Genomic DNA, 15,544 nt, shown 5'->3' on the forward strand with positions numbered 1-15,544 from the left:
GTGAGCTTATGGCATTCAGGTTTCGGGCGATTTTGTCAACCGCCGGTCCGCCAGTCGCCGGGACACGGCGGCAATGTCAGCACAAATGAAAAGCCCCGCCGAAGCGGGGCTTTCGTCATTCTGTCGGTGCCGGCTTTCGTTTGAAGAGGCCCTTCAGATTGCTGAAGAGTTCGATCTTCACACCGTGGCGGCGCATGATCACCGACTGCTGGATGACCGAAAGCGTGTTGTTCCAGGCCCAGTAGATGACCAGACCGGCCGGGAAGCTCGCCAGCATGAACGTGAAGACCAGCGGCATCCAGTTGAAGATCATCGCCTGCGTCGGATCCGGCGGCGTCGGGTTCATGCGCATCTGCAGGAACATCGTCACGCCCATGATCAGCGGCCAGACGCCGAGATGCAGGAAGGTCGGAGCCGCAAACGGCAGCAGGCCGAAAAGGTTGATGAACGAGGTCGGATCGGGTGCTGAAAGATCCTGGATCCAGCCGAAGAACGGCGCGTGGCGCATCTCGATGGTGATGTAGATCACCTTGTAGAGCGAGAAGAAGATCGGGATCTGCAGCGCGATCGGCCAGCAACCGGCGATCGGGTTGATCTTCTCTTCCTTGTAGAGCTGCATCGTTGCCTGCTGCAGCGCCATGCGGTCGTCGCCCAACTTCGCTTTCAGCTCTTCCATCTTCGGCTGCACGCGCTTCATGTTCGCCATCGAAGCGTACTGCTTGCTGGCGAGCGGGAAGAACAGCGCCTTGACGACGATGGTGGTCATCAGGATGGCGACGCCGAAGTTGCCGAAGTAGCGGAAGAAGAAGTCCATCAGCCTGAACATCGGCTTCGTCAGGAAGTAGAACCAGCCCCAGTCGATGAGCCGATCAAACTTCGGAATCGAATAGGTCTTTTCGTAGCCGTCGATAACAGGAACTTCCTTGGCGCCGGCAAAGACGAGGTTCTTCAACTCGAGCGACTGGCCCGGTGCCACCGTGACGGCGTTCTGCTTGTAGTCGGCCTGGAAGCGCGGCTGGCCATCCGTGAAGTGCGTGAAGCGCGCATCGTATGGTGTCTGCTGCGGCGGAATGATCGTCGCTGCCCAGTACTTGTCGGTGATGCCGAGCCAGCCACCAGTTGCCGTTGCCGGCGTGACCGCTTCCTTCTCGACGGCTGCGTATTTGCTTTCGATCAGGCTGTCGCCGATGACGCCGATGAAGCCTTCGTGCAGAACATAGGTCGAGGCGACTGCCGGCTTGTTGTAGCGCGTGACGCGGCCATAGGATGACAATGCAGCTGCCGCCGGGCCGGCGTTGGTGATCTTGTCGGTGACGGTGAACATATAGTGTTCATCGACCGAGATCGTGCGGGCGAAGGTGATGCCCTTGTCGTTGGTGTAGGTGAGCGTGACCGGCGTCTTCTCGGTCAGTTTTGCGCCTTCCAGTGCCGTCCAGACGGTCGAGGGACCGGGGACCGCGCCGGTGGCAGCATCGCCGATGTAGCCGAGTTCTGCAAAGTAGCCGTCCTTGGTTTCAGACGGGCTGAATAGCGTGATGATCGGGCTCGAGTCGTCGACGGTCTCGTGATAGCCCTTGAGCTTAAGGTCGTCGAGACGAGCACCAACGAGATTGATCGAGCCTGCGAGAGCGGCGGTATCGATCGTAACGCGCGGCGACTTTGCCAGAGCGTCGATCAGGGACGGGGGCGTCGTTGCGGTCGGAGCCGTCCCATTCGGCTGGGCCGGATTGGCGCCGCCAGCTGCCGGCGTCTGCATCTGTTCGGTCTTCTGCTGCGCCTTTTGAGCGAGTTCTGCCTTGCGCTGCGCTTCGATGCGCGGATTCATATAGAGGAATTGCCACCCGAGAACGATCAGCACGGAGAGAGCGATCGCAATGAAGTAGTTGCGGTTGTTTTGCATCATACGTTCCTGGGGCGGCCGTCTCCGGACCGCTTGTGTTTCGGCTTGGTCTCGACGCGAGCTTTGAGCTCTGCGGCTAATTCTTTGAAGGGCGCTTTGAGCACGTCCCTTCGCGCGACAACCACATAGTCGTGTCCGGGCTGCATTGCAAACCCTGCATGAAGTCGCACCGCCTCTTTCAGGCGCCGCCGCATGCGGTTTCGCTCGACTGCATTGCCGTGTTTCTTGGTGACGGTGAAGCCGACGCGGGCTTCGGTCTCGGGTTCCTTCCGGTCGAGCACCTCGAGCAGAAAGAAGCCGCCCTTGCGTTTCTCGCCTTGGCGGACAGCAAGAAACTGCGGGCGGCTCTTGAGCCGCCCGGCAGCCATTTTCTTATTATTGGTCGTCAATTCGCCCGCCATCTCTTATCGGGCAATTCCGGCCTTAGGCCGAAAGACGCTTGCGGCCGCGTGCGCGGCGAGCAACGATAACCTTGCGGCCGCCCTTGGTGGCCATACGTGCACGGAAACCGTGGCGGCGCTTGCGAACAAGCTTGGATGGTTGGTAGGTACGCTTCATTTATTTAAACACCGCGGAGTGCGGCCCTTCTTGAATTTGCATAGTGCAAGGAGCGTTGTTTTTCGAACGGGCGAGGCTAACGAGAGCCCTAAATGACCGGACGTGCGGCGGCTTATACGGATGAAGGCCGCCAAAGTCAATTATCGCCCGGAATTTACGAATTCGCGGCTGCGATACCAGATTTAGCAAGGCTCATTAATGTTTGTGACGACGTGTTAACGCGGCGCGTGCGTAATATTTTTCTTCGATCGCAACCGTCGCGCGCATTCTTGCGGCAGTCTAGCGTTTCTGGCGCAAAAAAAGAAACGGTGACGACTAAGTACAGGTAATTTTTTGTAGTGATGCGGCCAAGCATCCGAAAGCTAGCGTTAATTTATTTCGGCCAAATTTAGCTATCGGCCGGAATGCTTTCCCGGCTTTGTGATTTAGTCTGGGGGGCTTCCTTTGAAAATTCGAGGTAAGATCAATCTGCTCGTCTCCGCCATGTGCGGCGTCGCACTGCTGATCGGGGCAGCGGCACTTTGGGCCGTGCATCAATACGATGAGAACCTGTCGGCATACGGAGATGCATCCGATCGCGCTTACGCCGGCGAGCGCCTTAACCGCTTCGTGACGGCAACAGTGATGGAGGCACGCGGAATCTATAACGCGCAATCGACAAAGGAGGCCGCAAACTTTGCCAAGGGACTGCTGGCCGACCTCGACCAGATAGACAAGGTCATTGCTTCCTGGGCTCGGCTGGTTCCGGAAAGCCAGAAAGATACCTTCGTGAAAATGACCGAACGCGCAAAGGAATTCCGGACATTCCGCGCCGAAACAGCGCGTCTTGGCACTGAAGTGAGCCCCCAGGCTGCGAACGAGCAGGGTAACAACGACGCCAACCGCGCCAACCGCAAGGCTTTCCAGGCGGAGATCGATGCGATCGTCGCCACTGACAAGGCGACGCTGGACGCCGTCAATGCGCAGGTCGAAAGCTCGCGCACCTCTGTTTTGTGGCTGGTGGTTGCGATCACTGGGGTTGGCATCATGGCGGGTGTCGGCATGGGCTTCTACATCGGCACCATTCAGCTCAGCCGCCCGATCAAGAAGGTCACGGACGCGATCAAGGAAGTCGCCGATGGCAACTTTGACGCCGAAGTGCCTTTCGCCGGCCGCAAGGATGAAATCGGCGAAATGGCTGCTGCCGTTGCCGTCTTCAAGGAAAATGGGCTTGCCGTACGCCGCATGAACGCGCAGGAGGCCGCCATGCGCGCCAAGAGCGACGATCTGCAGTCCAGCATGTCCGTTGTCGTTGCATCCGCAGCTGCAGGTGATTTCAGCCGCCGCATCGAAAAGGACTATGGCGACGACAACCTCAACCAGTTCGCCAGCAACATCAACCATCTGCTCTCCAGCATCGATACCGGGGTCGGCGAAACGCGCCGTGTGATCGCAAGCCTGGCGGAAGGCGACCTCACGCAGACGATGCGCGGCAGCTTCCAGGGCGCCTTCGCCGAACTGCAGCAGAACGTCAACAGCACCTTCGCGACGCTGCAGACGACCATGCGCGAAGTGCGCGAGACGGCAGAAGGTTTCCACGGCAACACCAACGAGTTGCGTTCAGCAAGCGACGATCTCTCCAAGCGCACCGAGCAGCAGGCCGCTGCTCTCGAGCAGACCTCGGCCGCCCTTGACGAGATCACGGCGGTGGTCAACAATTCGACCGAGCGCGCTCAGGAAGCCAGCGTCATGGTATCCGAGGCCAAGGACGACGCCGGCAAGTCTGGCGTGGTTGTCCGCAATGCCGTCGACGCCATGGGCCGGATCGAGCAGGCCTCGCGCGAAATCAGCCAGATCATCAACGTCATCGATGAGATCGCCTTCCAGACGAACCTGCTTGCTCTCAACGCCGGTGTCGAGGCCGCGCGTGCCGGCGAGGCAGGCAAGGGCTTCGCCGTCGTCGCCCAAGAGGTTCGCGAACTCGCACAGCGCTCGGCAACGGCCGCCAAGGACATCAAGGGCCTGATCACCAAGTCGGGCGACGAGGTCCAGGTCGGCGTCAAGCTGGTGCAGGCGACCGGCGAGGCGCTGTCCCAGATCGAACGCCGTGTCAACGCGATCAACGACCACATTCACTCGATCGCGACCGCCGCGAAGGAGCAGTCGACCGGCCTTAAGGAGGTCAACACGGCGGTCAACCAGATGGACCAGGTGACGCAGCAGAACGCCGCCATGGTCGAGGAGACTTCGGCCGCAACGCACAAGCTCTCCGGCGAAGCCGACGGCCTCGTCCGTCTCATCTCACGCTTCAAGGTCTCGAATGTGGCGGCTGCGGCCCCGGTTGCCGTTGCCCGCCATCAGGAACATCGGCCGGTGGCTTCTCCTGCCCGTCGCGCCATGGGCACCGTCGCCCGTGCGTTCAGCGGCAATGCCGCCGTCGCCGAACAGAATTGGGAGGAGTTCTGATCCCCCTTCATCTTTTCGATCGATTGGAAACGCCGCCGCCGGGCGGCGTTTCCTTTTGTCGCAATTGGCTTTGCTCGCAAAGATTTGAAAGCGGACCCTTATGGTCTAATATAGAAGGCGCAAAGGGCGCCCGGCGCCGAGCGGACGAAACACGATGCAAGCCCACGATCAAGGCGACAATCTTCCCCCAGGCGGTGCTGCCGGGACCGAGGCCGACAAGGCGGAACAGCGGCCGTCCGGGAAGTTTGGCGGGCTTACCGGCAAGCTGCTGTGGTTGACGGTCGTCTGCATCATGCTCGCCGAGGTGCTGATCTTCTTTCCCTCGGTGGCCACTATGCGCCTGCGATGGCTGGACGAGAGGTTGAACGCCGCGGCGGCGGCCGCGATCGTCATCGACGGACTGCAGCCGGTAGAGCTGCCGCGCGCGTTGCAGAAGGAGACGCTGGAGGCGACCGGCACCAAGGCGATCGTGCTGCGCAAAGAGGGCACCTCGCGTCTGCTGGCGACGACTGACATGCCGACCTCCGTCGACGCGCAATACGACCTGACCGATGTGCCGGCCCTGACGGCGATCAGCGATGCGCTCGATACGCTGATTTTCGGCGGCAACCGCATGATCCGCGTTTATGGCCCGGTGCAGGACACCAACACCGGCGTCGAAGTGGTGATGAAGGACAAGCACCTTCGCAATGCCATGCTTGTTTATTCCCGCAACGTCTTTCTGTTGTCCATTCTGATTTCGCTGTTCACCGCAACACTGGTGTTCTTCGCGATCAACCGCATTCTAATCCGGCCGATTCGCAAGCTGACCGGCAGCATGCAGCAATTCTCCTCCGATCCGGAAAATCCGCAGAACGTCTTTGTCGGTGATGGCGGGCGCGACGAACTCGCGGTTGCCGGCCGGCACCTGACCTCGATGCAGATGGAACTGCAAAAGACGTTGAAGCAGCAGAAGAACCTGGCCGCGCTCGGTCTTGCTGTCTCGAAGATCAATCACGACATGCGCAACATCCTGGCCTCGGCACAGTTGATGTCGGACCGTCTCGTGGATGTCGATGATCCGATGGTGAAGGCCTTTGCGCCAAAGCTGCTGCGCACCATCGACCGCGCCGTCGGTTATACGACAGAGGTGTTGTCCTATGGTCAGGCAAGCGAAGCAGCGCCTCGCCGGCGCCGCATTCGGCTTTTTGACCTGACCCAGGACGTGAAGGACATGCTGGCGATCGATGCTCAGAGCGGCATTGAGTTCATTGACCAGATGGCGCCCGAGCTCGAGGTCGATGCAGACAGCGAGCAATTGTTCCGCGTCATCCACAATCTCTGTCGCAACGCCGTGCAGGCGCTGAATGGGCAGGGTGCGGTACGCGGAACAGATGGCGGCAAGCGCATCACGGTTTCGGCCCAGCGCGTCGGCAGCGTCGTCAGCATCATCGTCGACGACACCGGCCCCGGCATGCCGCAGAAGGCCAGACAGAATCTCTTCGCGGCCTTCCGCGGCTCAGCCCGCTCCGGCGGCACGGGCCTCGGGCTGGTGATCGCCCGCGAACTGGTGCTGGCCCACGGCGGCACGATTGCGCTTGTGGAAAAGCCCTCGGTCGGAACGCAGTTTCGCATCGAGATTCCGGACCGCCCGGTATCCCTGGACGATTACCGCAGCCGCGCGCTCCACGAAAAGTGATGCATTTCTGCGCATATCGGCTCTGCACCACCAAAGTCGCGATTTTTTCAGAAAGCCTATTGCAATCCCCCAAAGGACCCTTTAGAGAACCGCCCACGCAAGCGGTTCGCCGCTTCCGGAACGCACCCGTAGCTCAGCTGGATAGAGCACCAGACTACGAATCTGGGGGTCAGGAGTTCGAATCTCTTCGGGTGCGCCATTCCATATCAAAATGCATCAAGCTGCGTTTTTGAGCGGACGAGCACGCTCACGTCTCTCGCCCATGAGCTAGCTGGATAGACACCAGCCGGCAAAGGCTCGTCTACTAAGACAAGCGAAGCATCGCTCATAGGGTGGATTACTCGGGATAAGACTCAACGCCCTCCGGCGCCGCCTTGTGGAAGAGGACGAATACCAGGGGGTTGCCGGGCTCGGACATTGCATCGCTGCGCTGGCCCGCGATTTCTCCGGCCACGCTGCTCGTATACTCCGCGACCACTTCGCCGAAGCTATTGCGCTGGATGGCCACCTTGTGTCCGGGTTCGACCTTGTCGTTGAGCTTGACCAAATGCTCGACGATCCCGCCCTGGGTTGCCAGGATCGGGAACGCACTGTTGCCGACGAAGACATTCACGTCCTTGCCTGTCCGGCCCATCGGCCCGCCAACGATGCCGTGATGCTTGAGGACGTTCATCGTACCTTCCACGAACAGCGAGATCATCTCGATGTCCAGAACGCGAGCAGCGCCGATCTCCGGCGTAAAGGACGGGATGCCAGCGTCCATAAACGCGTTGTGCAGGACACCGGGATAGACATGGTTGTCGAAAATCTGGCCGACGGGATAGAGCTCCACCATTGCCTTGACCTCGGGCACATCCATGCCGCCAAGATTAAATGCGGTGACTTCGAATCCAGTTGTTCCGGTGTGGAAGTCGATCGCGAAGTCGGCGTTCGGCCGCAGCAGCCGGTTGAACAGCAGCCCGGCGTGTCGGCTGGGCGCGGTGGCACCGTTCTCGTTCCCGGGCCATTCCCGATTCATATCGATCAGATCTTGGCCCCTGCCGTGATTGGGCCACCTGCGCTGCATGCTTTCAATGGCCGGGCGTGCCACGTCGGTGACCGCCATGACCGTGCCCGACATCTGCGCCGGATCGAGCTGGTTCATCACGGTCTGGACCGTGTGAATGTTACTCATTTCGTCGCCATGCACACCACTGGTCAGGACGCCGCGCTTACCCGGCCTTGCCCCCTTGGCGACCGTCACAGACACATACCAGTGCTGCCCCGTGGGCATCTGTGCACCCTGAAAATACAGGAAGTGCTTCTGCCCCGGCTCCAGGTCATTGACGTCGAGCGCGCTGACGACCTTTTTCCCCCCGATAACATCACCGGTATAGGCCGTTCCTGAGGCTGGATGGGCAGCGGGTGTCGCTGCGTCCGGGGCATTCGCGGCACCAGCGTTGACGGCAAGGGCAGCCGACGCGCCGACCGTGGCAATAGATGCAATCAACAGATCGCGGCGATCGATGCCTTTCTTCGATTTGTCCGACATGATGGAGGCCCTTTTTGATTGAAAAGCTACTTTGGAACAACGGCATGCACATGGGTCGCGAAAATCCCGCGCGACTTCAAACTAGGGTAAGCTGCTGAACTGGCAAGGTTGCGTGATGTCTGCGAAGCCATGCCGGGTTCACGAACTTGCGGTGTCGTTTGGCAAGATCCGGAGATAGCGCGCGAAGCAGGCCTGCCGTGTAGACGTCGACAGCGATAACAATCACATGCGAGTTCGCAGTTTCATCTCGTCCGGTGCGCCATTTCTTTCCGAGACCTGCCAAAACAGAGATCGCAGCGAGCGTCGTGTCCGATGTGCGCCTCTTGAGGTACCAGCCCGGGAGAATTAGCCGACTTTTCGGGTGGCATCGAGCCCGCGTCGGTAGGCCCCTGGAATCACAACATTACGGCCGGTGACTGAAGCGGGCGATTTGCGCATTCTTCATGAGGTTGCGAAAGTTGGGTCCGCTGACATGCACCAGCGTCGTGTGGTCGCCGCCCTCAAAATAGACGTCGCTGGCGTTGCCGAGGCTTTCGTCGAGGATGACAGGCACGTTGTAGGCCGATCCGATCGGCGGAACTGCGCCGATGTCGCAATCGGCGAAAAGCGAACTGACCTCATCTTCCGAGGCGAGGCCGAGACGCTTGTTCATCAGATCCTGCAAAGTACTGAGCTCGATCCGGTGTGTGCTCGGAACAACGGCAAGGACGTATCCCATTTCATGATGTACGACGACGGACTTAGCCAGCCGGCTGCCGGGAACATGCGCGGCTTGCGCCGATTGGCTGGTTGTCGCTGTGCGATGATGAGGGACGGTGTCGTAGGCGATACCTTCACCGTCGATATAATCCTGAAGTTTCCTTGCGATAGTCATCTTGGGCACCCCTTATATTGCGCGGGGAGGCATAGAAGGCATTCTCCTCTCATCGCCTGCGAAGTCAACGGCGAATGGCCGCGGATGCCTGCAGCAGGTTCCGTTGGCTGATGACCGCCATTGGGCGGATGGCGGTCACTTGGTCACTCCAGTGCTGCGCGGGCAGTCGACACGCGCCTGTTATCGCCGGCTTAAGCAGGGGCGCTCAGCTCGTCGCGCATGGCAAGTGCCTCGTTCGTCGAGAGTACAGAGGCGTAGGCAAAGGCGAGCGCCGCCATGAATGCCGCATGCGCCTGAGCAGCAGGGACCAGCGTGCCGTTGAATTCGAGGTCGCGCGTTGCGCAGGCATCATGGATGACGGTTACCCGATAGCCGAAATCGTTGGCGGCCCGCGTCACGGCATCGATGCACATGTGGCTCATGCTGCCGACGACCGTGACGTCCTCGATGCCATTGCGGTCGAGTGTCGCCTTCAGATCCGTTTCACGGAACGAGTTGACATGGTTCTTGACAATGACGGTCTCGCCGGGCCGGTTCAGGACCTTCGGGTGAATCTGCGCGCCCTCCGAACCGGCCAGGAAAAAGGCGGCATTCTCGCCGACGGACTCATGTCTGATGTGAACGACAAGTTCGCCTGCATCGCGGGCTGCCGCGATGATCCTGGCGGCATTGTCGGCGGCCGTTTCGGCGCCGTTCAACGGCCACTTGCCGTTCGGAAAATAATCGTTCTGAATGTCGACGACGATGAGGGCGCGCTTATGCATGTCCTTGTATCCTTTCATTCCTTCCGGGGACGATCCCAGTCCGTTGATGGACAAACTATATCTGAAGCGGCATGGTGTGGATCGGCGAAATTGACATTATCGAGGCCAAAACTGACAAATGAGCCCGACCTGCCGGCCGAGATCGGTATCCTGCTTTATCCAAACGTCCAGCTCGCAGCCGTCTACGGCCTGACGGATCTCTTCTACCTGGCCAATCGGTTCGCAACGGCCCGGCAACTGTCGGGAGGTCCCGCCCTGCGTGTAAGCCATTGGCGAGGGATGGAAACCACCTCGGCGGCAGTCGAGCGCGTATTCGATACGGCGCCCGGCATTCCGGGATCGCCCACCGCGCTTATCCTGCCTCCGAGCTTCGGAGAACCGATGACACTGGAGGAAGCCGCTCCGCTGGCGCGATGGCTGCGTGAGCGGCATGCCGAGGGAACGACGCTGAGCTCCGTCTGCGTCGGCGCCTTCCTGCTCGCCGAAACGGGCCTTCTGTCACACCGCATGGCGACGACCCATTGGGTCTATGCGGACTTGCTGGCACAGCGCTTTCCCGAGGTGCGGGTCGACACCGACAAACTGATCATCGACGACGGCGACGTGATAACCGCGGGTGGCATGATGGCCTGGACCGATCTCGGTCTCAAACTCGTCGACAGATTGCTGGGATCGACCATCATGCTCGAGACCGCGCGCCACCTCCTCGTCGATCCGCCGGGCAGGGAACAGCGCTGCTACAGCAGTTTCTCGCCGCGCCTGAACCATGGCGACGAGCAGATCCTCAAGGTGCAGCACTGGCTGCACGCGAGCGGTGCGCGTGAGGTGACGCTTGCGGCGATGGCTGAGCGTGCCCGCCTGGAGGAGCGCACCTTCCTGCGTCGTTTCCGCAAGGCGACCGGCCTTCGGCCGACCGAATATTGCCAGCACCTACGGGTCGGCAAAGCGCGCGAGCTGCTGGAGTTCTCGAACCGCACGGTCGAGCAGATCGCCATTAAGGCTGGCTACGAGGACACGGGCGCTTTCCGCAAGGTGTTCCAGAAGATCACCGGGCTGTCGCCGGGAGACTACCGCTGCCGCTTCGGATTGAGCGGGCGGACATAGTCTGAGGTCCGGTACCAGGGCCGGCTGGCTAGCTTGGCGCAATATTGCGCAGCGATGCTGAGGTCAGCGCTGCGTGCGTGCAGCGATTCATGGCGCATGGCCGGAGGGAATATGCTGAGGAGTATGGTGCGAGCGTTGGCGTTGTGCGCGGCCATTGCGATGCTTGCCGGCTGCGTCGATGCCAATGCGCCGATCCTCGTGCCCGTCGCCGCGCCCTTTGACCCACCGCTCAATCTGCCGGGCATCGCGCATCACATCTGCGTCGGCGACGGCAATTTCATGTACCGCGAAGCGAAGAAGCAATACGAACTGCGTGCAGGAATGGGCCGCTATCCAATCGATCCGGCCCAGGAGGAAGCGAATGCGACCGCTGCCGCACACCGGCAGTATGTCACATGCCTGTCGAGCCAGGGATACCGAATCTACGACAGATAAGTTCGGCTCGGTGAGTTTGCCGGGAAGGGGCACTGGATCGCTCGATGCGCCATCTCGGCGTCGAGTGCGCCGTTGCGTGCGACCAAGGACCTACACATCACGCGCAGTCGCTGTCGATCACGACGGCAGGAGGCTGCGTGTGATCGCGGAACTTTACTACGAAAGAACGCATTTTTCTCAGGTAAATCCGAAAGGAGGGTTTATCATGAAAATGTCCAGATTCGCTTCCGCCCTGTCGGCTGGAACCCTTCTCGCGCTGGCATCGATCGCTCCCGTTCAGGCAGCACCTGTGCAGCAGGTTCCTCTCCCAAGCGCCTCGAATGTCGAAATGGTGCAATACAATCAGCAGCGGGCAGGCTATTTGAACGGCTATCGTGGCTCGCGCACTGAGCGTGCCGGCACCCGCCGCGGTCCGGATGGCTATTGGTATCCGCTGGCAGCCTTCGGTGTCGAGGGCGGCACCACAGGTTCGATCGGCAGTCAGCCGGTGCGGCCGATGCAACGGCAAACCTACTGCCAAAACTCGTTCGGCGGCACCAATGGCGATGGCAGCATGCCATGCGATAACGGCTATTGATCGCATTGTGCCAAAGGGAAAGGCGGGACGATCTCCCGCCTCTCTCTTCACCGACTTCCTTCAATTTTTGGTGATATTTTTGCAGCCGCAGGGGCGCCCCGCGGCCCGGGCACCATCTGGTAGAATGTGAGCCGTCCTCCTGAGCAGATTTTGCCTGCTTCGCCTAAGAAATTGACTAACTGGTCAAAAATGCCGCAAAAAGAGGCTGCAAAGCTAGCAAAGATATGCGTAAATTGCATTGCTGCATTGCGGTAATCTCCCTATTCCTGATCGAAACAATAGGCTATCTATTATTTCGAAGGCAGCGCACTCCTCCTCCCAGCGCTCCTTCATCGGACTGACAACACTCCTCCTCCCAGTTGTCAGTCAGGATCAAGAGCCCGGTGCACCTCCTCCCGCACCGGGCTCTTTTCTATTTCAGCCCCATATATCCTCTTCGTCGGTAAAGGCTCCGACGCTTGCCGCTAGCCGATCTGCAGAGGGCTGCTGTCGACTGCCCGGATGCCGCGAGGCATGGCGGCGTCGGGAAGTTCGTGCTCGGCGAAAAATTCCCGTAGGCAATTGCCCATGATCTGATATATCAGGCTTGATCGCGCTGTATCGACAATACACGCCGAAAACGGCAGACAAGATCTGGATGAAGCGCGTCGGCAAAATGACCGCGTCGCTGCTGTCGGAGGCCTCGATACATCGCCGGACAGACTTTCGCGTTGATGGCGGCATCACGCGGCACGCTTGAGAGGAGTTGACTGATGAGATGGAAGCGCACGATCCAGCTTCTGGACGTTCACGCCGAGGGTGAAATCGGCAAGGTCGCGATCGGCGGTGTGCCGAAGATTCCCGGCAATACGGTCGCCGAGCAGCTGAACTGGCTGAACGCCGATCCGAAGGGCCAGGAACTGCGCCGCTTCCTCTGCCTCGAGCCGCGCGGCGCGCCGATCGGCTCGGTCAATCTGCTGCTGCCGCCGAAGCATCCGGATGCCGACGCGGCCTTTATCATCCTGCAGCCGGACCAGGCGCATGCAAGCTCGGGCTCGAACTCCATCTGCGTCACCACCGCATTGCTGGAATCCGGTATCGTCGAGATGAAGGAGCCGGAAACCATCATCACGCTGGAGACGGCCGCCGGCCTCGTCAAGGCGACGGCAACCTGCCGCGACGGGCGTTGCGAGAAGGTGAAGCTCACCATGGTCCCGTCTTTCGTGCACGAGCTGGATGTGGAGGTCGACACGCCGCACTGGGGCAAGATTAAGGTCGATCTCTGCTACGGCGGCATCTTCTACGCGCTGGTCGATGTGGGGCAGATCAACCTGACAATCGAGAAGGGCAATGCCGCTGCCCTGGTGCAGGCAGGCATGGTGTTGAAGGAGCTGATCAACCGCAGCATCGAGGTTGTCCATCCGGAAATCCCCGCAATCTCGGGCGTTGCCTATGTCATGTTCCGCGACCTCGAGGCGGACGGCACCGTTCGGACATGCACCACCATGTGGCCGGGCCGCGCCGATCGTTCGCCTTGCGGCACCGGCAACTCTGCCAATCTCGCGGCGCGGCATGCGCGCGGCAAGGCAAAGGTCGGCGATGTCTTCAAGTCGCGCTCGATCATCGATTCGGAGTTCGAAGTTGGACTGCTGGCGGAAACCGAGGTCGCCGGTCGTCCCGCGATCGTTCCCACCATCACAGGCCGTGGTTTCACTTTCGGCCTTTCGCAGGTCGCGCTCGATCCCTTCGATCCGCATCCGGGCGGCTTTGCCCTGACAGACGTGTGGGGGCCATTGGCCGGCGAGATCTAACGTTTAGTAGGTGAACGGGTCGACCTCTGCCTTCTCAACGGAATGATCGGTCGCCTGCTCTGGGTAGATGACGCCCTTGCGCAGAATGATATTGGCATAAAGCCGCGGTTCGCTGGTCTGGATCACGGCATGAGCGGCCCGCACGCGATTGTAAAAATCAGCGCCGACGAGCGGCACGACCTGCCGATGCGGCTCGCGCCGAGCACAGCAGTCGATCATTTCCTCATGAACCGGGTCGAGCTTGTCGCGCTCGGTCTTGACGGTTGACCGGAAGATCGCGTCCGGGACGAAGTCGTCAATCGGCAGGACGCTCAGAACAGCATCGAGAACGGGCACGATGCCGTGGCCATCGAGGCGGATTAATCGGCGGGCATGTTCGACGCCGGGATAATTGCCGTCGACGATGGCGATCTCGTCACCATGCCCCATGGCACGTAGCGTCGAAAGCAATTCCGGGCTCAGAAGCGGGTTAAGTCCCTTCAGCATTTTCGACCTCCTTGAATAGAACGTTCTGGTCAGTGAGATAGCGCGCGAAGATCGGCAGGCTGGCACCACCGATGGCGCGCGCATGGGCGCCGACCGCGCCTTCGATGATGTCGGGCATGACGACGCCCTGAAGGTCGAGCATCGCCGCCTCGTGGATCGTTGCCTGCACAATCCGTTCTCGCACCCATCCGGGAAAGCCGCCGTCAATCACGGCAGCGCTGAAGTCAATGATCGAGGCGGCTGCGACGATTGCCTGGGCGAGCGCTCGAGCAGTGTCCTGGATCCACATCTCCAGAGGCTCGCCGAAGTCGATCCAGTCGTCGGCCGAATACCACAGAGGCTGCGGGTCGAGCCCGCGCTCGCGCAGCATGTTTTCCAGAACGAAGATTGACGCGACTTCGAGCAATTGCAGCGTTTCGCCGTTCTTGCCGCGGACTGGGAGCGGGCCGATGGCACCGGCGGTACCCGTGCGCCCGGAAAAGATAGCGGAATTGAGGACAATGCCGCCGCCGATGAAGGAGCCGATGAAGAAATAGACGAAATCGGGATAGGAGGGGCCGATACCGAACACGAGTTCTGCGCCGCAGGCACTTGTCGCGTCGTTCTGCAGGTAGACGGGGTAGGGCACGCGAGCAGCAATCTCGGCGTGGAGATCGAAATCGCGCCACACATCCATCGCGCCCTTTGGCGAACCCACTTCCTCTTCCCAGTTCCAAAGCTCGAAAGGTGCTGCAATGCCGATGCCGGCAATGCGGCTGCGCTGCTTCTCGTCGAGCCGGCTTTCAAGTTCGCGGATGCCTGATGTGATAAAATCCAGGAAAGCGTCGGGCAGCGGATAGGCATAGGTCTGGTGAAGCTGCAGGCGGATCTTTCCCAGGAAATCCATCAGCACCAGGTCCGCGCTGCGTCGGCCCATCTTCACGCCGAACGAGTAAACCGCGTCGGGATTGAGCCGCATCGGGATAGACGGTTGGCCAACCCGGCCACGCACCGGCTCTCCGCGCGAGAGCAGCCCTTCCTTCTCCAACGCGCGCATGATGACGGATACCGTCTGCGCCGAAAGCCCGGTTCGGCGGGCGATATCGGCCTTCGACTGGGAGCTGTAGAGGCGCACCAGCGACAGCACAAGCCGCTCGTTATAGGCGCGCACCCTAATCTGGTTCGCGCCTCCTGCCGGACTCAAAATTGGCAGTTGAGCCGGCGTATGTACCGGACCGTCCAAAGACGACATTGGCCATCCTCCCGTCTGTTGGCCTATGCCCTATTTTCATCAAGCATGCCATATCGAATTAATAATTCAATTGGATTTATTTATTGACAAGGCAATTTCTTTCGCTCTTAATTGCCATCGTCAACGGCGCGGAACGGCTTGGAGGAGGCCGCCGGCGAGACTGCAGCGTTT

The 15,544-nt window shown here is 60.3% G+C and carries 14 protein-coding genes and 1 tRNA gene; 7 read left to right on the plus strand and 8 right to left on the minus strand.

The features are described from left to right. Window positions 1–115 precede the first annotated feature (115 nt). The 3 genes from yidC to rpmH are packed head-to-tail and all read right to left on the minus strand — an operon-like array spanning window position 116 to window position 2,458. A complete protein-coding gene (gene yidC, locus ACSQ9D_RS00405) occupies window positions 116–1,900 on the minus strand; it encodes a membrane protein insertase YidC (protein ID WP_436280718.1) in 1,785 nt (594 codons plus the stop codon). After that, window positions 1,900–2,301, minus strand: a complete 402-nt coding sequence (gene rnpA, locus ACSQ9D_RS00410) for a ribonuclease P protein component (RefSeq protein ID WP_436280719.1) — start codon at window positions 2,299–2,301, stop codon at window positions 1,900–1,902. Before rnpA ends, yidC begins: the two co-directional genes overlap by 1 nt. Before the next feature lie 22 nt (window positions 2,302–2,323). Further along, window positions 2,324–2,458, minus strand: a complete 135-nt coding sequence (gene rpmH, locus ACSQ9D_RS00415) for a 50S ribosomal protein L34 (protein WP_016552555.1) — start codon at window positions 2,456–2,458, stop codon at window positions 2,324–2,326. Window positions 2,459–2,902: 444 nt separating this feature from the next. On the opposite strand from rpmH, the gene ACSQ9D_RS00420 reads away from it, so the two are divergent. From ACSQ9D_RS00420 to ACSQ9D_RS00430, 3 genes are all read left to right on the plus strand, one after another. Next, the gene (locus ACSQ9D_RS00420) at window positions 2,903–4,903 is read left to right on the plus strand and encodes a methyl-accepting chemotaxis protein (protein WP_436280720.1); all 2,001 of its coding nucleotides are present in this window, start codon (window positions 2,903–2,905) and stop codon (window positions 4,901–4,903) included. Between the two features lie 154 nt (window positions 4,904–5,057). Further along, window positions 5,058–6,581: a sensor histidine kinase gene (locus ACSQ9D_RS00425; RefSeq protein ID WP_436280721.1), complete on the plus strand. Its 1,524-nt coding sequence runs from the start codon at window positions 5,058–5,060 to the stop codon at window positions 6,579–6,581. A gap of 122 nt (window positions 6,582–6,703) precedes the next feature. Then, window positions 6,704–6,780: transfer RNA gene (locus tag ACSQ9D_RS00430), tRNA-Arg, on the plus strand. A gap of 138 nt (window positions 6,781–6,918) precedes the next feature. Here the strand turns inward: ACSQ9D_RS00430 and ACSQ9D_RS00435 are convergent. The 3 genes from ACSQ9D_RS00435 to ACSQ9D_RS00445 form a co-directional block, all read right to left on the minus strand. Further along, window positions 6,919–8,112, minus strand: a complete 1,194-nt coding sequence (locus ACSQ9D_RS00435; protein WP_436280722.1) for a M14 family metallopeptidase — start codon at window positions 8,110–8,112, stop codon at window positions 6,919–6,921. Window positions 8,113–8,515: 403 nt separating this feature from the next. Next, complete coding sequence (locus tag ACSQ9D_RS00440) at window positions 8,516–8,986, minus strand: aminoacyl-tRNA deacylase (protein WP_024316738.1); 471 nt, start codon at window positions 8,984–8,986, stop codon at window positions 8,516–8,518. 191 nt (window positions 8,987–9,177) lie between these two features. Next, complete coding sequence (locus ACSQ9D_RS00445; RefSeq protein ID WP_436280723.1) at window positions 9,178–9,750, minus strand: cysteine hydrolase family protein; 573 nt, start codon at window positions 9,748–9,750, stop codon at window positions 9,178–9,180. 90 nt (window positions 9,751–9,840) lie between these two features. On the opposite strand from ACSQ9D_RS00445, the gene ACSQ9D_RS00450 reads away from it, so the two are divergent. From ACSQ9D_RS00450 to ACSQ9D_RS00465, 4 genes are all read left to right on the plus strand, one after another. Then, on the plus strand, window positions 9,841–10,854 hold the full coding sequence (locus ACSQ9D_RS00450) for a GlxA family transcriptional regulator (RefSeq protein WP_436280724.1): 1,014 nt from the start codon (window positions 9,841–9,843) through the stop codon (window positions 10,852–10,854). 111 nt (window positions 10,855–10,965) lie between these two features. After that, window positions 10,966–11,289, plus strand: a complete 324-nt coding sequence (locus ACSQ9D_RS00455; RefSeq protein ID WP_436280725.1) for a hypothetical protein — start codon at window positions 10,966–10,968, stop codon at window positions 11,287–11,289. A gap of 205 nt (window positions 11,290–11,494) precedes the next feature. Continuing rightward, window positions 11,495–11,866: a surface protein gene (locus ACSQ9D_RS00460; protein ID WP_436280726.1), complete on the plus strand. Its 372-nt coding sequence runs from the start codon at window positions 11,495–11,497 to the stop codon at window positions 11,864–11,866. A 752-nt stretch (window positions 11,867–12,618) separates the two neighbouring features. Next, window positions 12,619–13,656, plus strand: coding sequence for a 4-hydroxyproline epimerase (locus ACSQ9D_RS00465; RefSeq protein WP_436280727.1), 1,038 nt, complete (start codon window positions 12,619–12,621; stop codon window positions 13,654–13,656). Window positions 13,657–13,659: 3 nt separating this feature from the next. Here the strand turns inward: ACSQ9D_RS00465 and ACSQ9D_RS00470 are convergent, their stop codons facing one another. Together ACSQ9D_RS00470 and ACSQ9D_RS00475 are read right to left on the minus strand one after the other, a co-directional pair. Next, complete coding sequence (locus tag ACSQ9D_RS00470) at window positions 13,660–14,142, minus strand: RbsD/FucU family protein (protein ID WP_436280728.1); 483 nt, start codon at window positions 14,140–14,142, stop codon at window positions 13,660–13,662. Further along, window positions 14,126–15,373, minus strand: a complete 1,248-nt coding sequence (locus tag ACSQ9D_RS00475; protein ID WP_436280729.1) for an ROK family transcriptional regulator — start codon at window positions 15,371–15,373, stop codon at window positions 14,126–14,128. Before ACSQ9D_RS00475 ends, ACSQ9D_RS00470 begins: the two co-directional genes overlap by 17 nt. Between the last annotated feature and the right edge of the window lie 171 nt (window positions 15,374–15,544).

The sequence above is a fragment of the Rhizobium sp. LjRoot258 genome (assembly GCF_964254185.1).
Lineage (GTDB): Bacteria > Pseudomonadota > Alphaproteobacteria > Rhizobiales > Rhizobiaceae > Rhizobium.